The 23,349-nt window shown below is 27.8% G+C and carries 19 protein-coding genes; 13 read left to right on the forward strand and 6 right to left on the reverse strand.

Translation table 11 applies throughout. From position 1 onward, the window contains the following. The first annotated feature begins 14 nt into the window (after window positions 1-14). The 10 genes from ACNI3D_RS16725 (at window position 15) to ACNI3D_RS16770 (ending at window position 11,996) form a co-directional block, all read left to right on the forward strand. Complete coding sequence (locus ACNI3D_RS16725; protein WP_419767785.1) at window positions 15-1,604, forward strand: nitrite/sulfite reductase; 1,590 nt, start codon at window positions 15-17, stop codon at window positions 1,602-1,604. After that, on the forward strand, window positions 1,573-2,874 hold the full coding sequence (locus ACNI3D_RS16730) for an aminotransferase class V-fold PLP-dependent enzyme (protein ID WP_419767786.1): 1,302 nt from the start codon (window positions 1,573-1,575) through the stop codon (window positions 2,872-2,874). The genes ACNI3D_RS16725 and ACNI3D_RS16730 overlap by 32 nt, the downstream gene beginning before the upstream one ends. Window positions 2,875-2,967: 93 nt before the next feature. Further along, entirely contained in the window at window positions 2,968-4,782 is a 1,815-nt protein-coding gene (locus ACNI3D_RS16735) for a PhoX family protein (protein ID WP_129101501.1), read from the forward strand. Window positions 4,783-4,790: 8 nt separating this feature from the next. Then, window positions 4,791-6,545: an Aq_1262 family (lipo)protein gene (locus ACNI3D_RS16740; RefSeq protein WP_419767787.1), complete on the forward strand. Its 1,755-nt coding sequence runs from the start codon at window positions 4,791-4,793 to the stop codon at window positions 6,543-6,545. Next, window positions 6,542-7,264, forward strand: coding sequence for a nickel/cobalt transporter (locus ACNI3D_RS16745; protein WP_419767788.1), 723 nt, complete (start codon window positions 6,542-6,544; stop codon window positions 7,262-7,264). Before ACNI3D_RS16740 ends, ACNI3D_RS16745 begins: the two co-directional genes overlap by 4 nt. After that, entirely contained in the window at window positions 7,261-7,743 is a 483-nt protein-coding gene (locus ACNI3D_RS16750; RefSeq protein ID WP_419767789.1) for a DUF1007 family protein, read from the forward strand. Before ACNI3D_RS16745 ends, ACNI3D_RS16750 begins: the two co-directional genes overlap by 4 nt. Continuing rightward, window positions 7,743-8,057, forward strand: coding sequence for a hypothetical protein (locus tag ACNI3D_RS16755; protein ID WP_419767790.1), 315 nt, complete (start codon window positions 7,743-7,745; stop codon window positions 8,055-8,057). The genes ACNI3D_RS16750 and ACNI3D_RS16755 overlap by 1 nt, the downstream gene beginning before the upstream one ends. 37 nt (window positions 8,058-8,094) lie before the next feature. Further along, window positions 8,095-9,210, forward strand: coding sequence for a metallophosphoesterase (locus ACNI3D_RS16760; RefSeq protein WP_419767791.1), 1,116 nt, complete (start codon window positions 8,095-8,097; stop codon window positions 9,208-9,210). 167 nt (window positions 9,211-9,377) lie between these two features. Continuing rightward, window positions 9,378-9,764, forward strand: a complete 387-nt coding sequence (locus ACNI3D_RS16765; RefSeq protein WP_419767792.1) for a PAS domain-containing protein — start codon at window positions 9,378-9,380, stop codon at window positions 9,762-9,764. Between the two features lie 9 nt (window positions 9,765-9,773). Continuing rightward, window positions 9,774-11,996: a methyl-accepting chemotaxis protein gene (locus ACNI3D_RS16770; RefSeq protein WP_419767793.1), complete on the forward strand. Its 2,223-nt coding sequence runs from the start codon at window positions 9,774-9,776 to the stop codon at window positions 11,994-11,996. Between the two features lie 264 nt (window positions 11,997-12,260). Here the strand turns inward: ACNI3D_RS16770 and ACNI3D_RS16775 are convergent, their stop codons facing one another. The 4 genes from ACNI3D_RS16775 to typA form a co-directional block, all read right to left on the reverse strand. After that, entirely contained in the window at window positions 12,261-12,674 is a 414-nt protein-coding gene (locus ACNI3D_RS16775) for an Hsp20/alpha crystallin family protein (RefSeq protein ID WP_375725056.1), read from the reverse strand. Between the two features lie 191 nt (window positions 12,675-12,865). After that, window positions 12,866-14,911 (reverse strand): ATP-binding protein, encoded by a 2,046-nt coding sequence (locus ACNI3D_RS16780; protein WP_419767794.1) that lies wholly within the window; start codon window positions 14,909-14,911, stop codon window positions 12,866-12,868. Beyond that, a complete protein-coding gene (locus ACNI3D_RS16785; RefSeq protein WP_419767795.1) occupies window positions 14,908-15,876 on the reverse strand; it encodes an ABC transporter substrate-binding protein in 969 nt (322 codons plus the stop codon). Before ACNI3D_RS16785 ends, ACNI3D_RS16780 begins: the two co-directional genes overlap by 4 nt. 331 nt (window positions 15,877-16,207) lie before the next feature. Next, window positions 16,208-18,022: a translational GTPase TypA gene (typA, locus tag ACNI3D_RS16790; protein ID WP_375725059.1), complete on the reverse strand. Its 1,815-nt coding sequence runs from the start codon at window positions 18,020-18,022 to the stop codon at window positions 16,208-16,210. A gap of 283 nt (window positions 18,023-18,305) precedes the next feature. Here typA and yedE point away from each other — a divergent pair, with 283 nt between their 5' ends. The 3 genes from yedE (at window position 18,306) to ACNI3D_RS16805 (ending at window position 20,794) form a co-directional block, all read left to right on the forward strand. Beyond that, window positions 18,306-19,511 (forward strand): selenium metabolism membrane protein YedE/FdhT, encoded by a 1,206-nt coding sequence (gene yedE / locus ACNI3D_RS16795; protein WP_419767796.1) that lies wholly within the window; start codon window positions 18,306-18,308, stop codon window positions 19,509-19,511. Then, window positions 19,508-19,747 (forward strand): sulfurtransferase-like selenium metabolism protein YedF, encoded by a 240-nt coding sequence (gene yedF / locus ACNI3D_RS16800; RefSeq protein ID WP_129102062.1) that lies wholly within the window; start codon window positions 19,508-19,510, stop codon window positions 19,745-19,747. The genes yedE and yedF overlap by 4 nt, the downstream gene beginning before the upstream one ends. A gap of 129 nt (window positions 19,748-19,876) precedes the next feature. After that, window positions 19,877-20,794 carry a glutaminase gene (locus ACNI3D_RS16805; protein WP_129102061.1) on the forward strand — a complete coding sequence of 306 codons (918 nt, stop codon included), beginning with the start codon at window positions 19,877-19,879 and terminating at the stop codon, window positions 20,792-20,794. Between the two features lie 29 nt (window positions 20,795-20,823). Here the strand turns inward: ACNI3D_RS16805 and ACNI3D_RS16810 are convergent, their stop codons facing one another. Beyond that, window positions 20,824-22,659: a 7TM diverse intracellular signaling domain-containing protein gene (locus tag ACNI3D_RS16810; protein WP_419767797.1), complete on the reverse strand. Its 1,836-nt coding sequence runs from the start codon at window positions 22,657-22,659 to the stop codon at window positions 20,824-20,826. A 1-nt stretch (window position 22,660) separates the two neighbouring features. Continuing rightward, window positions 22,661-23,335 carry a response regulator transcription factor gene (locus tag ACNI3D_RS16815; RefSeq protein WP_419767798.1) on the reverse strand — a complete coding sequence of 225 codons (675 nt, stop codon included), beginning with the start codon at window positions 23,333-23,335 and terminating at the stop codon, window positions 22,661-22,663. Between the last annotated feature and the right edge of the window lie 14 nt (window positions 23,336-23,349).

Raw genomic sequence — 23,349 nt, forward strand, 5'->3', positions numbered from 1 at the left:
TCAAGGATTAAATAATGGCAAAAGAGAGTGCAGCTCAAAGAGTAGAGCGAATAAAAAAAGAGAAGAATGGATTAGATGTATTAAAAGATATATATGTCTACGCTGTTTTAGGAGAAGAAGTACATCCAGAAGATATTGATAGATTTAAATGGTATGGACTTTACACTCAAAATAGAAATCTTCAAGCAGAAGATGACCCAACTTTATATTTTATGTTAAGAATAAAATTAGAGAGTGGATCTATGAATTTAGAACAACTAAGAGAAGTGTCTGCAATATCTAAAGACTATGCAAGAGGAACAGCAGATTTTACAACTAGACAAGATATTCAACTGCACTATATTCAAGTAAAAGATTTGCCTGAAATATTTAGAAGGTTAAATGAAGTTGGATTATCAACAATTTTTGCAGCTGGAGATGTTCCAAGGAATGTAACTACATGTGCAGTTTCAGGGATTGACCATGATGAACTTTATGATGTACGACCAATTGTTGAAAAAGTAAATGATTATCTAAGAGGAAATAAAAACTTATCAAATTTACCAAGAAAATATAAAATTGGTATTAGTGCTTGTCATAAACACTGTATGGGACATGAGATACAAGATTTATCTTTTACTGCTGTTCCATGTGATTGTAGTGACAAAGTGCTTTTTGATGTAAGTGTTGGAGGAGGATTAGCTTCAAATAAACAAATTGCATCTCATATAGGATTTGTAACACCTTCTCAAATCTTACCAATAGTAAAAGCTGTTAGTACAATATATAGAGACCATGGATTAAGAGAAAATAGAAGAAAAGCAAGACTTGGGCATCTAATTGATGAGTGGGGAATTGAAAAATTCAAAGAAGAAGTAATTGCTAGATCAAAAGTTGCCATAAAAGAAGAAAAAATAATGGAGTATACTCCTTATGCAAAAAGAGAACATTTTGGTATTCATGATTCTAAAGAAAAAGCAAAATCATATATAGGTTGTGCTATAAATGGTGGACATATTGGTTCGCAAGGATTAGAAGACTTAGCAAATATTTTAGAAAAGCATGGTGCAACAACTATTAAAACTACAACTACACAAAATTTTGTAGTAAAAGATGTACCTACTAAAAGTGCTGAAGAACTTGCCCAAGAGTTAAAAACAATTGGAGTTGATGCCTTTCCAAGTCCTTTTAAAGCAAGAACTCTTTCATGTACAGGATTAAACTTTTGTAAGTTTGCTATTTCAGAGACTAAAGACAAAGCAATTTCACTTGCAGAACATTTAGAGAAAAAGTTTCCTGATTTTAATGAGACAGTTTCTATATCTGTAAATGGTTGTCCAAACTCTTGTGCTCATCCACATGTGGTTGATATAGGTTTACTTGGACTAAAAGTAAAAAATAAAGAAGGAATTACAGTTCCTGGATTTGAACTTATTTTAGGTGGAAATCTAGAAGGAAGTAAATCTAACTTTGGAGAAAAAGTAAAAATCAAATTTTTACCAGAAGAAGCTGAAGGTATTTTAGAAAATATTATTCAAAAATATATAGCTAGTGGTGAAAATGATCTAAATAAATTTTTAAAAGAGAGAATAAATGACGAAGAATTTGTTTCGTCCCTTCATTAATCAACATACGGATAAACTTCAATACTTAAAGTATGGAACAATAGGTAAGCACAAAAGTGCTTACTTTGACTATACAGCTTCAGGATTAGCATTTAGGCCTATTGAAAATCGTATTTACGATATGTTAACAACATATGCAAATACACACTCAAAAGAGTCAGGTATGGCTAATCAAACAAATACTTATTATGAAGAAGCCTTAACTAATCTAAAAAAATCTTTAGAATTAAATGATGAATTTGAAATAATCCCCAGCGGCTGTGGCTCAACTGCTGCAATAAAAAGGTTTCAAGAATTATTAGGGCTTTATATTCCACCAGCTACAAAAAGAAGATTAAAAATAAATATTGATAAATCAACTCTTCCTCTTGTAATTGTTGGACCTTATGAGCATCACTCAAATGAAATAAGTTACAGAGAAGCTATGTGTGAAACAGCTAGAATTGGACTTACAAATGAGGGATTAGTAGATTTAGAAGAGCTTGAAAGAATTTTAAAAGAAAATCAACACAGAGAACTTATAGGTTCATTTTGTGTAGCTTCAAATGTTACTGGAATAGTAACTTGTTACAAAGAAATTTCTAAAATGCTTAGAAAATATAATGCTATAGTATCCCTTGATGCAGCAGCTTCATCTTCATATATGAATATAGACTGTAATTATTTTGATGTAATGTATGTATCTCCTCACAAACTTTTAGGAGGACCTGGTTCTTGTGGCTTACTTATTATAAAAAAAGATTTAATAGACCCTAGTTTATCTCCTACTTTTGCAGGAGGAGGCACAGTTACTTATGTAAATAAATCTACAGTTGAATATGAAAAAGATATAAGAGCAAGGGAAACAGCAGGAACTCCAGGAATCATTCAAGTGATAAAAGCAAGTTTAGCTTATCAACTAAGAAATGAAATAGGTTTTGATTTTATATTAAAAAGAAAAGATGAATTATTAGAATATTTTTTAAAAGAAGCACAAAATATACCAAATATAATCATTTATGGAAATAAAACATCATATAACATTGGAATTGTTTCATTTAATATTAAAGATTTAGACCCTTACAAAATATGTGAAAAGATTTCTACTAATAATGGAATCCAAACTAGAGCTGGATGTTCATGTGCAGGTCCATATGGCCATGATTTATTGCACTTTAATAATAAAGATGAATTAAATAAAAAGCCCGGATGGATAAGAGTTTCTATTCATTACACTCAAACAAAAGAAGAAATAGATGAGCTAATAAAAGCTCTTAAGAATGCTATTTAATAAAAATCATTTCAAAATATAATTTAATTGTAATTGCTTTGTAACTTATAAAATATAAAATCCTGAATAATGATTCAAATTTAGGAGTAAGATATGAAAAACAAAGTAATTACAGCTTCAGTTATTGCAGCATCTGTTCTATTTTCAGCATGTGCTACAAAATCAAATATGGTTAACTCAACAACTCAACATAGCATCAAGTTCAATGAAGTTCCAGTTCCCTTAACAGATAGTGAAAAAAGAAAGATTGTTGCTTCAAGCCAAATTGAAGTTGATGGACAACAAACTAATATTGGCTATAACACTATTATTCGAAGTGGTGATAAAGTGGGGAATGGTATTTTTGGTCTTTTATATGACAAAGAAGGAAATCCAGTAAGACAAAAAGATGGTTCTTTAAAAATCTCAAACTCAAATGACTTTGCTTCTCTTTTACCAGTAGGTGAAAAACTTTTTATGGTATCACACTTTGAAAGTAGACCAGCTGCTATGTATATCACAGAGTTAAACCAAGCAAAAGATGGAAAATTAACAGCTGTAAATACTAGAAATATTGATTTTGCCAAAGTAAATGGACTTTGGGTTCCTTGTGCAGGAAGTGTAACTCCTTGGCATACACATTTAGGTAGCGAAGAGTATGAACCCGATGCAAGAAAAGTTGCAGCTGATGGTTCAATTGATGATTATTATGCACCAATGGCAGAGTATTTTGGTGGAGATTTAAAATCATTAAATGTTTATGATTATGGTTGGTCTCCTGAAATAACTGTTTTAAATGAAAAAGGTGATGTAAAAGTTGAAAAACATTATTCAATGGGTAGATTTGCTCATGAATTAGCTTATGTTATGCCAGATGAAAAGACAGTATATTTATCAGATGATGGAACAAATGTTGCCTTATATATGTTTATAGCTGATAAAGCAAAAGATTTAAGTTCAGGTACACTATATGCTGCAAAATGGGATCAAACAAGTAATATAGGTGCTGGAAGTGCAAATATAAGATGGGTAAATTTAGGTCATGTAAGTGATGACTATGTAAAAGCTGGATTGGATCAAAAATTAACTTTTAATGATTTATTCGAAACATCTGATTCTCCTAAAGAAGGATTTACTTCAATAAATACAACAATGGGGCAAGAGTACTTAAAAATCAAACCAGGCATGGAAAAATTAGCTTCAAGAATGGAATCTAGAAGATATGCAGCAATGAAAGGTGCAACTACTGAATTTAGAAAAATGGAAGGTATCACATACAATCCAAATGAAAATAAAGTATATCTATCAATCTCTGAGATAGCAAAAGGGATGGAAGATAACATGAAAAGTGGTAAGTCAAATGACAAGTATGACAAAGGTGGAAATAATGATATTAGAATTAACTACAACAAATGTGGTGCAGTATATGAATTAAACCTTGCACATGAAGATGATATTCAATCTGCAAAAGATGGTTCGTATATTAATTCTAATTATGTTGTAAAGAGTATGACTGGATTAGTTGCAGGTGAAAAAAATAAAGGAACGGGTGAGTTAGCAAAAGCAAATAAATGTTCTCTTGATGGATTAGCAAATCCTGATAATATTACTTTTATTCCTAATACAAATACTTTAATAATCGGTGAAGATACAGGTTCAGGTCATCAAAATGACTTTATTTGGTCTTATAACTTAGGTGAGAAAAAACTAACTAGGATCTTAACTTCTCCATATGGTTCTGAAACAACTTCTCCGTATTATTACAACAATATTGGTGGGCACGGTTATTTAATGGCAGTTATCCAACATCCATATGGTGAAGGTGATGCGATTACAAAAGAAGAAAATATGCCATCAACTGCTAAATCAGTTGGCGATATGAAAGCTTATACAGGTTATGTAGGACCACTTCCTGTGATTTCTAAATAAATTCAAGCATGAAAAGACTTATACTTTTAATTACAGCGTTTTTAAGCGCTGTAATACTTCAAGCAAAGAAAGTTGACTTAAAAGACTCTTTTATTCATAATTCAACAGCCTATATTTCAAGCCAATGTTATACTAAAACAAATCACGAAAAAGATGAAAATATCCTAAGCAATCCTTGTTATTCTTGTCATAGTAAAAATAAAGAACCAAATTTTGCTTCTTATGACTCTGATTTACAAGAAGCATATGATTTTCCTGAAGTGGCATTAAATAATCCTTGGATAAACCTATTTAAAGATAGAACTAAAGAAGTTAGTAATATTTCAGATAACGAAATTATAAAATACATTAGAGAAGATAATTATAAAAATAAGAATAATCAACTAATTCTTTCTCAAAAATTAAAAAATATTTCAAAAGAATGGGATGCAAATAATAATGGTAAATGGGATGGATATATTCCTGATTGTTTTTATAATTTTGATAAAGAAGGCTTTGATAGAAAGCCAAATGGAGAAATTACAGGGTGGAGAGCATTTGCTTATTATCCATTCTTAGGAACCTTTTGGCCAACAAATGGAAGTACGGATGATGTACTCATTCGTTTGCCAGAAATCTTTTGGAAAGATAAAAATGGTAATTTCGATTTAGAAGTTTATAAGATAAATCTCTCTATTGTAGAAAGTCTTTTAAAACAAAAAACTATCTCAACTGAAAAAATTGATGAAAGAAAATATGCTATTGATTTAAATAAAGATGGAAAAATAGACATTACAAATACAATTGTATATAAATGGACTATTCCAGATTATGATATCTCATCAAATACCCTAAGAAACTTTTCTATGAGTTATGTGGGACTTGCTAAAAATGCATTATTAAAAAATAAACTCCACATGGCACCCGGTCTTTATCCTACAGGAACAGAATTTTTACACTCTGTTAGATATTTAGATATAAACAAAGATTCTTCTATAATAATGTCTTCTAGAATGAAAGAACTTCGATATACAAAAAAGAAATATTGGGCAAGTTATTCAGAGCTTCAACAAATAGGAAATGAAGAGATAAAAGACAAAAGTGACTTTCCAGATAGAGTTGAACAATATACGGGAAATATAGAAATAGGATTAAATAATAAAAGAGGTTGGTATTATCAAGGTTTCATTGAAGATGAAAAAGGTAATTTAAGACCCCAAAGCCAAGAAGAAACACTTTTTTGCATCGGTTGTCATAGTAATACAGGAACCATAGCTGATTCTACATTTGTTTTTCAAAGAAAATTTGAAAATGACCCTTATGCAAATGGCTGGTATCATTGGAGTCAAAAAGGATTAAAAAATGTTCCTGATAAAAAGCTTGCTAATGGGGAGACAGAATATGCAAGATACCTAAGACTAAACAATTCAGGTGATGAATTTAGAGCAAATAAAGAAGTTATGAATAAATTCTTTCACAAAGATTGGGAAAATAAAAAAGATAAAATAGAAAAAGATTTAATTTCCCAACTTGAAAATCCAAATATAGTACCAAATCAAGATTGGAAACTTAAAAAAGAAGCAATTAATAAACTTAAAAAAGATATTACATATTTAATTATACCAAGTAAAAAAAGAGCCTTAGAACTAAACAAAGCATATAAGGTGATTGTAGATGAACAAAGTTTCATTTATGGAAGAGATGCCCATATAAAACCTGTGACAAATGTGCATAAAGAAATAACACAAGGTCAATCTACAAATCTTCAAAAAGTAATAAATTGATTGATTCTGTTTTTAATTATATAGTCAAATGGCAACAAACATTAAATATAACTATTTCTGATTATTTTGACCTATTGGATAATGGAGATAATACTATTATTATCTCCATTTTATTCATATCTTTTCTTTATGGTCTTATACATGCCTTAGGACCAGGTCATGGAAAGATGGTAATTGCAAGTTATTTTATTGCTAAGGGTTCCAAGATAAGTGAAGCTTTAAAAGTAGGTTTTTTAACTTCAATCATACATACTTTATCTGCTTTAGTTATTACAGCATTTTTATATTTATTTTTTCAAAATGCTTTAAGTAGTTATTTTCAAACAATAAACACTCATATGTACAAAATATCAGCTGTTTTTATAATACTCATTGCCTGTTACTTGCTCTATGAGAGCCTGAAAGATAGACATATAAAAGAAAAGATGAAGCCTTTAGCGAATAAAAATATACTTTCTGTTGCTTTTTCAATTGGTCTTGTTCCTTGTCCTGGAGTTATGACAATAGTATTATATTCTATGATTTTGGGATATATCAGTTTAGGTATTTTTAGTGCTATTACTATGAGTATAGGTATGGGATTAACTATCTCTTTGTTTGGGGTTCTTGCCTCATCAATAAAAAAATCCAAATATTCAAATTATCAAGCTGTTATTAATATTACAACTTATGTAGGTATTTCGCTACTATTTATTTTAGGCTTTTTTTTATTATTATGAAAAAATTACTTTCTCTTATATTTTTATATAATATTGCCTTTGCCCATCCACACTATTTTATTGATGTAGATTTAAAAATAAATGAAAATAAAATATACCATCAATGGCAGTTTGACAGAATCAATTCTAAAATACTTCTATTTAATTTTGATAAAAATAGAAATAATATTTTTGAAAAGAATGAAAGTATAGACTTTTATAAGACAATACTAACTCCCATAAAAAAAGATAATTTTCATCTTTTTATAGACTCAAATACAATAGAGTATAAATTTAAAAAACTCAATGACTTTAAAATATCTTATACAAACAAAAGATTAACAATAAACTTCACCACTGAACTACAAAGTTTAAAAGAAACAACCATCTGTACTATTGATCCAAGTGTATACATGGCATTTAAATTAAATAGTGTTGATACAACATTAAAAATACAAACCCAAAAAAGTGAATATGACTTTTGCATAGGAACAATATAATGAAAAAAATAGTATTAATAACCCTACTTCTTTTAGTAGATATGTTTGCACACCCAGTAAGTTATACAATGGATATACAAGGAACATATGACAAAGAAAAAAAAGAGCTCTTCATCACATGTAAAAGTAGTAGTAGAAATAAATGTGGACTATATAATATTCATGTATTTAATAAGAATAAAAAAATACTTTTAGAAAAAAAATTTCCTTTTTTAAAAAAAAGCATTAAAGTGCAACTACAAAATACTCCAGAATTCATGGAATTTTATTTAAGAGACATTCCTGAACATAAATATATTATTTATGTAAAATAATTTAAGACTTATTAATCTTTACAAGTTATAATCCCATATGAGATTTATATTATTTGCTACCGTTTTTATACTTGTAATGGGATTGCTAAGTCTCTTTATCTCAAAAAGATTTATCAAGAAATTAGATATTTCTAAAAAATCAAAACTATTTTTAAATATATTTTTATTGGTTAATTTTTTAGGTGTCATTGCTTATATGTGTACTAGATACTTAATTTCAGTACCAAATGACTTGTACTTTTTGCTTTCACTTCCTATTGGTGTTATTTTTTTACTTTTTTGTACTACTTTGATGTATGAAGTTCTTTCTCATCTTCCAAAAATTAGAAAAGATGAAAAAAGAAGAGCCTTTATGAAAAAATCAATTGACTTTGGCTCACTTGCTTTTGCCACATCAATTACTGCAAGAGCCATATATAATGCAAAACAATCTTATATTGAAAAGGTAAATGTCAAAATTCCTAATTTAAAAAAACCATATAATGTAGTTCAATTAAGTGATGTACATATTGGAGGATTGATAGATCAAGATTTTATTAAAAATATTGTTTATAAAGTAAATAAACTAAATCCTGATGCAGTTTTTATAACAGGGGATTTAGTAGATACAAATATCAAATTTGCAAAAAATGCAGTTGATGAACTCAAAAACTTAAAATCTAAATATGGTACATATTTTATAGTTGGAAATCATGAATATTTTCATGGAGTAGAAAAGATAATGGCATACTTAAAGTCTATAAATATTAAAGTGTTAGAAAATGAGAATGTATATATTGGAAAAGAAAATCAAGGCTTTAATTTAGCAGGTGTTTATGATATATTTGGATATAGAGCAAATAAGTTTGCCCCAGATATTAAAAAAGCTTTAGTAAATGTAAAAGATTCTCCCACAATTTTATTAGCCCACCAACCTAAATATATCAATGAACTTGATAAACAAAATATTGACTTGGTCTTAAGTGGGCACACTCATGGAGGGCAAATAGTTCCTTTTAATTTATTAGTTAGACTTGAACAACCCTACATAAAAGGTCTTCATCAACATAATTCTAAAACTCAAATATATGTTAGCAAAGGGACAGGCTTTTGGGGTCCACCTATGAGACTAGGTGCTAGTTCTGAAATTACTTACCTTAAAATTACTTCTTAATCACTTTTAATTATATATTTATTTTAAATATAATATTAATAATATAGATATCATTATAATAACAAATTAAATTATTGTTATCTTAAAGTAAATTATTACTTTTTGATATTTACTAACAACTAAAATATGTTATACTAATCTTAAATATTACTTTTAAAGGATTTCAAATGAGTAATAAAGAGATATTATTGAACTCTACTTCTTTTATTGTTTCAGAAACTGATGAGATGGGTATTATAAGGTATGCAAATGATGAGTTTTGCGAAGTTAGTGAATATACATTAGAAGAACTTATTGGTAAACCCCACAATTTACTTAGACATAAAGATATGCCAAAAGCAGCATTTGAGGATTTATGGAAAACAATTCAAAATGGAAAGATATGGAAAGGTTTTGTAAAAAACAGAACTAAAAACGATAATTTTTATTGGGTATATTCTACCGTATACCCGCTCACTTTAAGTGATGGCAGTAAAGGTTATATGTCATGCAGAAAAGTTGCATCAAGAAATGAAATAGAAAAAGCTACAAAGCTTTATAGCACAATGAAATAAGGAAATCCTATGAATATTATAGAAAATAGCTCAATTAAAAAAAGACTCTTTTTAATCTTTATTGTTCCTCTTGTTGCAATTATTTTTTTATCTTCTTTAGTTATTTTTGAACATTATCAAGATTATAAAAACTATCAAAAACTAGAGATAATGATGAATCTTAATTCAAATATATCACAAGTTCTTCATGAACTACAAAAGGAAAGAGGAGCAAGTGCTGGATATATTGGAAGTAAAGGTGAAAAGTTTTCTGACATACTAAAGAATCAAAGATTATCTACTAATAAGAAGATTAAAAATTTAGAAAATTTTATAAAAGATAATAATATTATACAACTTTCAGAAGCAGAAGCTAAAAATGAAATTAACAAGATTTTTCAAGAATTAGATAAAATTAGTTCTATAAGACCAAATGTCGATGAATTTAAAATTGCTCTAAAAGATGCTGTTGCTTATTACTCAAATATAAATTCATCTTTACTTCATTTGACAACATACTCATTTAAAAATTCAAAAGATGCAGACCTTTCTAGCCAAGCAATGGCATATTATGAGTTTTTAGAAGCAAAAGAACTAGCAGGATTAGAAAGGGCAATTGGTTCTGCAATATTTGGTTCGCAGGAAATAGATATTAATTTAAAGAGTAAATTTATTTCATTAATTGCTATGCAAAAAACATATCTTAGTGAGTTTCGTAATTTTGCTAATAAAAAAATATTAATGATTGAAAAAGAGACTTTAGATAAAAATGTTGTAGATGAAGTAAATAAAATGCGTGAAATAATTACTTCAAACATAGCAGGTAGTCATACTGAAATTGAACCAACTTTTTGGTTTAAGACTATTACGAAAAAAATAAATCTTCTTAAACAAATTGATGATTTAATATCAAAAGAGATACTAAAAGAAACTATAGAAAAAAAATCTACAGTATTCAATGCCTTTATTTTATATGTTGCCCTCGTTTTAATTATAGTACTAATTACAACTTTTCTTGGCGTATATATTAGCAAAACAATTAAAGATGCAGTTTTAAAAATAAGAGAAGGAATTAAAGAGTTTTTTGATTTTATGAATAGAAAAGCCAACATAGTAAATGAAATTGACATAAAATCAAAAAGTGAATTTGGAGAAATTGCTTCATTTATAAATGAAAGTATTAAATCTTTACAAAAAGAGTTAGATGCTGATACAAAGTGTGCAGGTGAAGCAATATTAGTTTTACATAAATTACAAGAAGGATATTTAAATTATCAAATTCTTTCAACTCCAACAAATCCACAAATAAGAACTTTTGCATCCACTGTAAATACAATGCTTATTAATCAACAAAAAGTAATGAGCAATATTTTAGAGGAATTAGAAAAATACACAAACTATAATTATTTGTCAAAATTATCAGATCAAAATATGAGTGGAGAGATGAAACAACTAATTGACGGCATAAACTCTTTAGGTGACTCTATTACTAAAATGTTACAAGAAAACAAACAAAATGGGGATATTCTTACGAAGAGTTCTGAAATATTATCTTCAAATGTATCTCATCTTAATACATCTGCACTTTCTCAAACTGCTTCTATAGAAGAAACAGCTGCGGCAATTGAAGAAACCACATCATCTATAAATGAAATTTCTCAACAAGCCACTCAAATGCAACAATTATCAAAAGAGACATTATCTTTTGCAACAGAAGGTTTAGATTTAGCCAATAAAACACAAAAATCTATGGATGAAATAAATAGTGCTACACAAGAGATACTTGAAGCAACCTCTATTATTGATCAAATTGCATTTCAAACAAATATTTTATCACTAAATGCAGCTGTAGAAGCAGCAACTGCAGGGGAAGCTGGGAAAGGCTTTGCTGTAGTTGCAGGGGAAGTTAGAAACCTTGCTACAAGAAGTGCAGAAGCTGCTAAAGAAATAAAAGAGTTAGTAGAAAAAGCCAATACAAAAGCTAGTGAAGGGAAATTTAGTTCAGAAAAAATGATAGAAGGATATTCTAAATTAAATGAAAAAATAAATGACTCAAGTAAAATTATTTCTAATGTTGCAGATGCCACAATAGAACAAAGTAAAGGTATTTCACAAATTAATGAAGCAGTTAGTTCTATAGATAAAATAACTCAAGAAAATGCAAAAATTACAGGTGAAACACAAGAAATAGCTAAAAAAACAAATGATATAGCTAAGAATATTATAAAAAATACTGACAATAAGAAATTTTAATAGCTATAAAAAGATATTAAAAAAGGGAGAAAGTACTACCTTCTCCCTTTTTACTCAAAAAATTTGTGCTTTTAAATTAAATATTAATTATCAAAAATTCTAGCACCTCCTAAAACTTTTTATATTCCATTATATTTCATATCAAATTTTACTGAGCAATATATACCATTGTTGATAATACTGAGATAATATAAATTCCCAAGGTTATCAAATAATCTTTTTTATTCGTTTTTAATACTGCTTTAAATTTGTTCATAATCTCTCTTATTTAATCTTTATTACTTTTTTATGTTTTTCTTCACTTAATTTAGGAATAACTACTTCTAGCACTCCATCTTTTCCTGATGCTTCGACATTCTCAATATCTGCATTATCAGGGAGTGTAAAACTTCTTGAAAACTTACCAAAAGATGTTTCGACTTTATAATAATCTTCTTCTTTAACTTCTTCTTTTGTTTTTCTCTCACCAGAGATTGTTAATACACCTTTATGAATGTCAACTTTTATTTCATCTTTATTAACACCTGGTAAATCAACATCAATATGATATGCAAATTCACCTTCTCTTGTATTAACTACAGGTACAAAGCCACTAACTCCTTCATTTGAAGGGTATTTATAAAAATCCTTTTCTAAATCTCTAAATTGTTTAAAAGGGTCAAATCTAGTTACTAACATGCTAAACTCCTTAAAAAGTATTTCTTGATAGTTTCTCTATCAAGTTAATGAAATAATAACATATTTATTAGCACTTGTCAATATATAGTGCTAATATTTTTAGCAAATTATTTATTAGAGTGCTAAATAATTCTCTTAGTACTTTGCCATATTTAATAAGTATTTAAATGTTAGATTTGAAGAAATGAAGTTTAAAGTGGGGTTTTTATAGTAAAGGTAGTTCCTTTATTCTCTTCACTTACACAATTAATCTCTCCACTTAGATTTATTGTTACTAGATTATAAACAATATTTAGACCTAAACCTATTGAACCGTTTTTTCTATTTGTTGTAAAAAAAGGCTCATATATTTTTGATAAATTTTCTTCTAATATTCCTTTTCCATAATCCCTATATTCAAAAATTAGGAATTTCCCTTCAATTTTTGCCCTTAAAGAGATAACTCCTTTTTCATTATCACTATATGCATGTTCTAAAGAGTTTGAAATCAAATGGTTAAGAATTTGTGCAAAAAATCCAGGAAATGAGTTAATTTCTAACATATCATCACACTCTATTTTAAACTCAATATTTCGATTATTTAATAAGCTATCAATACTAATTAAAATACCTCGGATATACTCTTTAACTCTAAAAATCCTTTTTAATTCACCAGTTTGGTCAACAGCAACTTGTTTAAAGTTTTTTATGATTTTTTCTGTTTTGTTTAAATTTGTTACGATAACTTTAACCAACTCATTTGAATTTTGTAAATAAACTTTCCATTCCTCTGGGGAAATTGAATTACTTTCATATTTTGAACTTATCTCTTCACAAATATACTCTAAATGTGATGCCCCAGTAATTCCAAGTCCAATTGGTGCACTAATTTCATTTGCAACACCTGAAACTAAACTACCAAGTCCTGCTAGTTTTTCTGATTCTACAAGTTTGTTTTGAGTTATTATTAGATTTTCCATAGAAGCTTCAAGTTCATCATTTGATTCTTGCAAATCAAGATTTTTATTTTCTAATTCTAGTTCTAGTAATTTTTTATCTTGAATATCTCTCCAAACTCCATGAATTACAAGTTCTTCATTTATAATAATTTTTGTTAGTACAATTTCACACCAAAATTCTTGTCCCGATCTCTTTTTATGAAGCCATTCAAATCGTATACTACCTTTTTCTAAACATTTTTTAATATTCTCTTTTGCTAAAGTACTAGAAGCTATACCATTTGGTTGAATTTGGGGAGATATCTTATCTGGATCCAAATTTAAAAATTCTTCTTTCTCACTAATTTCTAGCAATTTTAAAAGTGCAAAATTACAATCAATAAACTTCCCATCTTTTAATAAACTTATTCCATCAGAAGAATCAGTAAAAAGTGTTTCAAAAACTTTTTTCTCTTGCTCTAACTCTTTTGTTCTTAGTCTCACATCCTCTTGAAGTTTAGAATTAAATGCTTTTATTTTTTCTTCTTGCTCTTTTAATTGATGAATATCTTCGACAATTTTATCTCTCATCTTTTCAAAATTTGCTGATAATATTTTTAACTCTTTTACCCCTGATACATCTATCTTTGCATCCAAATCACCTGCTGCAATCTTTTTTGAAACATCTGATAACATATCAACTGGTTTTAATACTTCTCTTACTATTAATATAATAATTAATGAAATTACAAGAACAATTATTACTGATATTATTAAAAACATATCCCTAAATCTATATAACTCTTCATATTTAACTTCTTTATCAATCCTATAGCCAATAATCCAATCCCAAGGTTCGAAATGTTTAAAAATAATCCATCTTTCATTATTTTTTGAAAGAATTTCAAAATTTCCATTTTTCTCTTCTAATACCTTTTTATATGCTGGGTTATCTTTATATAAATGACTATTTTGTACATTATAAGTTCTATGCAATACAACAAGACCTTTTTCATTTATTATAAAAGGATAAATCTCTTTATTATTTTTATCAAAAACATTTTTTATAATATTTAAAGTTCCTTTTTTAAATAACTCTTCGTAAGACTTTTCCATTTGTGTTTTTAAAAGTGTTTGATATTTTTGATTGACAAGATACACAATATTGTCAATTTTTTCATTGTATATTCTCTCTTGTGATATATCTATTTCTTTTTTTAAATAATTGTAAGAGAAATAAAAAATAGTACCTATCCCAAGTATTATTACTAAAAGGATTGAAATTAGAAGTTCCGTTTTTAAAGAGCTATTTTTTATCATTTTACTAACACCGCATTATCAATTAATTCAAAAGGGAAAACTATATTAAGCTTTTTTGCTAAAGTTGTATTTATATAAATATTTGCTTTTTTATTTGTAACTATAGGGATATTTCTTATATCTTCACCTTGCAAAACTCTAATAGCTGTCTTAGCTGCCCATTCTCCTTGCTCTTCTGGTTTTGTTGTATACCCTAAAACAGACAATTTCATAACATCATAATCCCAAGTTACAATAGGTATTTTAATATGTTCTTTCACAAAATTTTCAAGCTCTTTTTCATGTTTCGTCCACCCTTTAATAGCTCCGCCATTTCCAATAAGAAGTATTCCAGCATTATTTTGTAGATCTTTGAAATTTTCTTTCCATTCCTTTACAGTTTTTACAAATCTTGCATCTATTTTTTTATTTATTCTCTTTTCAAAAAACTTAACTTCATTTATAGAACTAAAAGAATCTCCCTTTAAATATGCAACTTCTTCTTTTTTTAAATATGATTTTAGCGTCTCAATCATTTCTGCAATAAGCTGAACTTCTTCCATTCCAGTTATATTATTAGGTAGTTGTTCATACTTCATTATGGTGCCATTTATACCACAAAAAATAATTGGAATAGTTGAGTTTTTAAAATAGGGTAAAATAACATATTTAAAGGCATTATCATCAGAAGTAATAATCACATCAGGTTTAAAGTTTTCAATTTGATTTTTGATTTTTTGAGCTGTTTTTATTTTATAGGCTTCATTATTATTTCTTTTAGAGTCCATTTCGACTCTTTTAAACTCAATGGGAACTTTAGATTTTAGAAGTGTTTCTTTTATACTTTTTTCAATCCCATCACTCCAATAAAGACCAGAATGATAGGAGTTGACATAAAAAACTCTTTTTTTTGCAATATGATTTTCTGCTTTTATAAAGCTAAAAAATAAGAATAATGAAAAGAAAAGTATAAAAATCTTTTTCATAATACGCACTTTTTATTTATTATAACACAAATCATACATAATTAATATGACATATATTAATTAGTAATGATTAAGTAACTTGTAGTAATAGTTATAAAATATATTGCAAGTACAATTAAATAGTCATTTATATTTGTATTTATATTATTCATTTTTTCTCCTTTTTATAGGAGAAAAAATTCTCCTATTTTAATTTTTTGTTTTATTAATTGTCTTGGGCCTCATATGGGACTTCAAGTTCTTCCTTTTTATTAATTTGCATTTTTTAAACATAAAAAAAAGGGAAGAGCTAAAAAGCTCTTCCCTTCGTAAAACTTAGTATTTCTAAATTTTATTCGAATTTTGTCTTTTTAGCTGTTCTTTTTCTAACAGTTGGATCAAGTTCTCTTTTTCTAACTCTTACAGACTTAGGAGTAACTTCAACTAATTCATCTTCTTCAATCCACTCTAGTGCATTTTCCAAAGACATTGATCTTGGTGGGACTAACTTAATAGCTTCATCAGCACCAGAAGATCTTACATTTGATTGTTGTTTCCCTTTTGTAGGGTTAACATCTAAATCATTTCCTTTAGCATGCTCACCAATAACCATACCGTTGTACACTTTATCTTGAGGTTTAATAAACATAACCCCTCTATCTTGTAAGTTGAAAATTGAATAACCTAATGCTTCACCATTTTCCATAGAAACTAAAGCACCATATTTTCTTGATTCAACAATTCCAGAATAAGCTCTAAACTCTAAGAATGAGTGGTTCATAACACCCTCACCTTTTGTTTCAGTTAAGAACTCTGTTCTAATACCAATCAATCCTCGTGCAGGAATTTCAAATTCAAGTCTTGTATAACCAGAACCCATTGGTACCATATTTGTCATATTTGCTTTTCTTTTTCCAAGTTTTTCAATAATTGCACCACTATGCTCATCTGGTAAGTCAATAACTAAATGCTCAAATGGCTCCATTTTTACACCATCTTCAACTTTAGTAATAACTTCAGGTCTTCCAATACAGAACTCAAAACCTTCTCTTCTCATATTTTCTGCTAAGATACAAATTTGAAGCTCACCTCTTCCGTTAACTTTAAATTTACCTTCACCATATTGCTCATAATTCATTGCAATATTAGTATTCATTTCAGCTCTTAGTCTCTCATCAATTTTATTTGAAGTTACAAATTTACCTTCAGTTCCTGCTAATGGAGAATCATTAACTGCAAAAGTTACAGATAATGTTGGCTCTTCAATATGCATAGGATCAAGAGGCATAGGATCTGTTGGATCACAAAGTGAATCACCCACATCAATTGTTTCAAAACCTGCAACAGCAACAATGTCACCAGTACCAGCAGTTTTGATATCAAATCTATCCATACCTTTAAATCCAATAAGTTTAGAAACTCTACCTTTAACTTTTTCACCATCTGCTTTACATAATAAAACTGTCTCACCCATAGAGATTGTTCCATTAAATATTCTTGCAATACCAATTTTCCCAATGAAGTTATCATAATCAAGTGTAAATACTTGAAGTTGAAGACCATTTGAATCATCACCAACTGGTTTAGGAACTTCTTTTAAAATTGTTTCAAATAGTGGAGTTAGATTTTCATTTGCATCTTCTAAAGCAAGTTTTGCATAACCATCTCTTGCTGCTGCATATACAACTGGAAATTCTAATTGTGATTCACTTGCACCCATTTGGTCAAAAAGGTCAAATACTTCATCAACAACTCTATCAGGATCTCCACCTGGCTTATCAATTTTGTTAATAACAACAATTGGTCTATGACCTAATTGAAGTGCTTTTTTCACAACAAACTTAGTTTGTGGCATAACACCCTCTTGTGCATCAACAAGTAATAAAACAGAATCAACCATTTTTAAAACCCTCTCAACTTCACCACCAAAATCGGCGTGTCCTGGAGTGTCAATAATGTTAATTCTTACATCCTTATAGTCAATAGCTGTATTTTTAGAAAGGATTGTAATACCTCTTTCTTTTTCAATAGCATTACTATCCATAACTCTTTCATCCACATGCGTATGGGCTGCGAAAGTTCCTGATTGTTTCAATAACTCATCAACTAATGTTGTTTTACCGTGGTCAACGTGTGCGATTACGGCAATATTTCTTATGTCTCTCATTTATTCTCTTTAGATATTAATTTTCGCGATTATACTAAAAAAATGCTTAAGTTTTATCATTTTGAGTAATATTAAGACAAATTATTTTTATGATTTTCTCAGAAGGTAAAAGATATTTTACCTTTTTACATAAAAATAAGATTTCTTTTGCTAATATTCCCCTCAGATTTGTGGTACAAATAGATATGATTTTCCTGATTCATATCACTCTTCAATAACTTAATTCTTTTAGTCTTTAAAAGAAATTTTCAAAATAAAATATATTGTTAAGGAGAATACTTGCATGGATTATTTCAAGCAATTTAAACAAAAGTACATGGTAGCTTTTTGGCGTCCATTACCAGCTGTCATAGCTTTAGGAGTTTTAGCAGCATATTATTTCGGTATTACAGGTACTTATTGGGCTGTTACTGGTGAATTTACAAGATGGGGTGGTCACATCTTACAACTTTTTGGTGTAGACCTTAGTTCTTGGGGTTATTATAAAATTATGGGTATGCAAGGAAATAGTTTCACTCGTGTTGATGGTGTTATGATAATAGGAATGTTTGCAGGTTGTATTGCAGCAGCATTTTGGGGTAATAATGTAAAACTTAGAATGCCTGCAAGTAAAATTAGAATCTTTCAAGCTCTTTTAGGTGGTATTATCGCAGGATTTGGAGCAAGACTTGGTATGGGTTGTAATTTAGCAAGCCTTTTTACTGGTATTCCTCAATTTTCAGTGCATGCTTGGTTATTTACTCTTGCTATGATTGTAGGTGTTTATATAGGTGCTAGAGTAACTTTATTGCCTTTTTTTCAATCTAAAATGAAAATGCAAAAAGTTTCTTGTTCTACTACTTTAAATACTGATACTAAAAATGTCAAATCTCTTTTTACAATTGGTACTCTTGTTTTTATTGCTATGATTATCTGGGCATTATATTTAATTTTTATTCAACAAAGTACTAAATTAGGTATTGCGATGTTATTTGGTGCTGGATTTGGTCTTTTAATTGCAAAAGCTCAAATTTGTTTTACATCTGCTTTTAGAGATATTTTCACAACAGGAAGAAGCCAAATGGCAGTTGCTATTGTTATAGGAATGGCAGTATCTACTATTGGGGTATTTAGTTATATTATGATTGGTGTTCCACCAAAAATTATGTGGGCAGGACCCAATGCACTTATTGGTGGATTGTTATTTGGATTTGGAATTGTACTAGCAGGTGGTTGTGAGTGTGGATGGATGTATAGAGCTGTTGAAGGTCAAGTACATTTTTGGATAGTTGGAATTGGTAATGTTATTGGCTCAACTCTACTTGCATACATGTGGGACAGTTTCTCTTTATCTTTAGCAACAAGCTGGCCAAAAATAAATTTACTTCAATCTTTTGGAAATTATGGTGGATTATTTATGAATTATATTTTCCTATTTTTACTATTTCTATTGGTATTAAAACTAGAAAGAAATTATAGAACAACATTAAAAGAAAAGGTGACAAAATGATAAAAAAAGATATTATTCCAGACTATCGAATTGATATGCAAGGTGAACCTTGCCCTTATCCTGCTGTTAAAACTCTTGAAGCAATGAAAGAATTGAAAGAAGGGGAGATTTTGGAGATAATAAGTGATTGTCCACAAAGTATTAATAATATTCCCCAAGATGCAAAAAATCACGGGTATAAAGTTTTAAGTGTAGATAGTAGTGGACCTACTATTCAATATATTATTCAAAAATAAAATATATTTATAATATTGCGTATTTTAACTTCGCAATATTATAAATCAAAGAATTCTTACTAATTAAATATTCTACCTACTTTTTATACTCTTTTCTTAGATATAATTAAAAAAAATCAAAGAGATGATATGAATTTAAATACTACTTTACAAGAGATTCAAGAAGAGATTCAAAAGTACTCTACAAAGGGAAAACTAGCAAATTATATACCTATGTTAGCCCAAGCAGATGAGAATGATTTTGCTATGAGTATAATAACACTTGAAGGTGAAGAGTTTCATATTGGATGTAGTGATAAAAAGTTCTCTATTCAAAGTATTTCTAAAGTATTTACTTTTACCCTAGCTTTAGAACACTATAGTAAACAACTTTACAAAAGAGTAGGACATGAACCCTCTGGTGATCCTTTTAATTCCCTTGTTCAATTAGAGTATGAAAGTGGTATTCCTAGAAATCCATTCATAAATGCAGGAGCAATTGTTACAACTGATTGTTTAACTTCAATTTTCAATAATAATGCCTTTGATGAAATTTTAACTTTTATGAAAAAAGTTTCACATGAAGAAAATATAACATATGATAAGGATATCTTTATCTCTGAATTAGGGCATGGTTTTCAAAACTTTGCACTAATAAATCTAATGAAAAGTTATCAAAACATAAAAAATCCCATAGATGATGTGATTCAAACATATTTTAAACAATGTTCAATCATGATGAATACAAAACAACTTGCACACTCTATGTTATTTTTAGCAAACCATGGAGAAGATCCTTTTACAAAAGAACAAATTATAAATGAATCAAAAGCAAAAAGAATAAACTCACTAATGCTTACTTGTGGACACTATGATGCAAGTGGTGATTTTGCATATAAAGTTGGACTTCCAGGTAAAAGTGGTGTAGGAGGAGGAATTGTTGCTGTTGTTCCAAAGAAGATGGCAATATGTGTTTACTCTCCAAAATTAAATGTACACGGAAACTCACTAATTGGTACAAAAGCTTTAGAATTATTTACTACAAAAACAGGTCTTTCAATTTTTTAATAAAAAGGAGAATAAGATATTTATTCTCCTTACATACTAAACTGCATTTTAAAACACAATCCTTCATTTTTATTTTCTGCAGTTATACTACCCTTTAGTTTTTGAGTGATTATTTCTCTTGCAATGTATAGTCCTATTCCAGTAGATAAACTATCAGAAAAATCTTTTTCAAAAATTCTTTTTATGATAAAATCACTTACTCCACCAGCATTATCTTCAAAAAGAACTATCACATTATTTTTTATACTTTCTACAGAGATTTTTACAAGAGGTTCCCTTATTTTTCTTTGTTCAAAAGCTTTAAGAGAATTTTCAAATAAAATCATAAGTATATTTAAAAAATAATTTTTCTCTATTTTTATCTTTATTTTCTCATCACATTCTAAATTTATATTTATAGATTTTTTATTAAACTCACTATCAATAAGTCCTATAATCCCATTTATTTCGTCTTTTATTTTTATTTCTTCAATATTTTTTTCTTCTTTATAAAAGTTTAGTTGGCTAAGTCCTGTCTCTTTAAGATAATTTATGTTTTGTTTTATATTTTTAAGATTATCCTTTATAATCATATTTAAATTAGCATCTTTGAATTCATATGCTATTTCTATGTGATTTATACTATTAAAAAGACTATTTATAGGAGTTTTCCATTGGTGTGAAATATTTACCATTGTTTGACCTATAACTGAAAGTTTAGAATATTCATTTAAAAGTTCTACATTTTTTTCATGCTCTTTTGTTAATATATAAGCTGAGTGTATTAAGGCAAAAGCCAAAAATAAATCTTGTCCTATCGTTCCTATTGCGAAGGAATAATAAAAAAAACTCTCAAGTCTCAGAAATCCAAAAAATACTAAAATATATATAACAACAAAAGTAAAAAAAATACCATTTGAGAAAAAATAAAATAAAGAACCTTCTTTTTTTATTACCAATAGCCTAATAGAAAATATTAAAAGAATTAACATTAATAAAAAACTAAATAGACCATTAAATCTACTTAGTAATAAAATATCATTATATAATGGATAAAAAAGTTGTAAAAATCCTATAAATAGGAGTAAAAAGACTAATACCTTTATAATAAATTTTGTAACTTTATATTCATCTTTTTTAATCTTAAAAAAATACAAAGGAAATAAACCCAATAGAGCCATTGACACTTCTGAAAAGCAAAAGCCAAATATAGTATTTAGATAAACAGGAATGCCAAACTGATAAAAAAAGCCTGATATGGTAAATTGATAGATAATACTACATACAGTAAAAAAAGAATAAATTAAATAACATTTGTTTTTTAAAAAAGAAAAAAGAATTAATGAAATAATAGCTGTGACACTAAAAAATCCAAAACAATAAAAATATACCATTGATTGTTCATAATAATAAGAATTAAAATTTTCAATACTTTTTATATCCCATTTAATATCCATAGGACTATAAGTTTTTTGTTTTATAAATACTTGCACTTTTTCATTTGGAAGAAGAGATAAGTCAAAATAGGAAACTCTAAAGTTATTATCTCTTATATTATGATCTCTAAAATCTCCTAATTTATTAGTTTTTACTATTTTATTGTTTTTAAAAACATACACATCTATTAAATCAATTCCTGATCTTTTATTATATATTCTTCTTTTTATCATTTTTTCTGAATCATTAAAAAAAGTTAGTTTTACCCATACTACATTTTTTGTAACGCCCAAATTATCTTTAGATATGGGAGAAAAAGTCTCTTTATTTTTCAAAATCTCTTTTATGTCTAAAGAATTATTTTTATCGATGAAATATTTTTCATCAATAAGTATTCCTTTAGCAAAAAGTGAAGAGATAAATATAAGAATTAATATAAAAAATCTCACTTTATTTTTTTACCTTATAACCAATATCTTTTATATTTTCTATAATCTTTATTGGTAATTTTTTATTTATCTTGTAAATTAAAGATATTAATGATTTTTGATTTTGAGAATCTAAAATATCCAATAATTCATCATATGTAACAACTTGATTTACTCTTTTAAAAAGATACTCTATTATTTTTATTTCATAAGAGGTAAGTTTGTATTCTCTTCCTTCATCAAAAACTATTCTTTTTTTTCTATCATAATAACAAGTTTGCGAGATCTGATATTTTAATAAACTTTTTTTTTCAATGTTATTTACAAATCTATTTAAAACATTTTTTAAAATATCTAACTCATAGGGTTTTACAATATAATCTAATAAATTTAAAGAAATAGCACTTTTCAGTTTAACTTTATCATCATATGAACTCATTATAAATGCAGATATTTCATCATCATTCTCTCTTATTTTCGATAAAAATTCATATCCATTCATAATTGGCATATCATAATCTACTATTAATAAATGACATTCATTTTTAAAATAAGTTTCTAAGGCTTCTTTTCCATTATTTGATATAAATACATTTTTAAAATAGTATTGCAATATTTTTTTTAGACTTTCACAAGCTTTTATATCGTCATCAACATATAAAACATTTAGTTCTTTTAAAATACTTAAGTTATTCATCTGAAAATTTTACC

This window comes from Arcobacter siniprincipis (SeqCode) (assembly GCF_048571125.1).
Lineage (GTDB): Bacteria > Campylobacterota > Campylobacteria > Campylobacterales > Arcobacteraceae > Arcobacter > Arcobacter siniprincipis.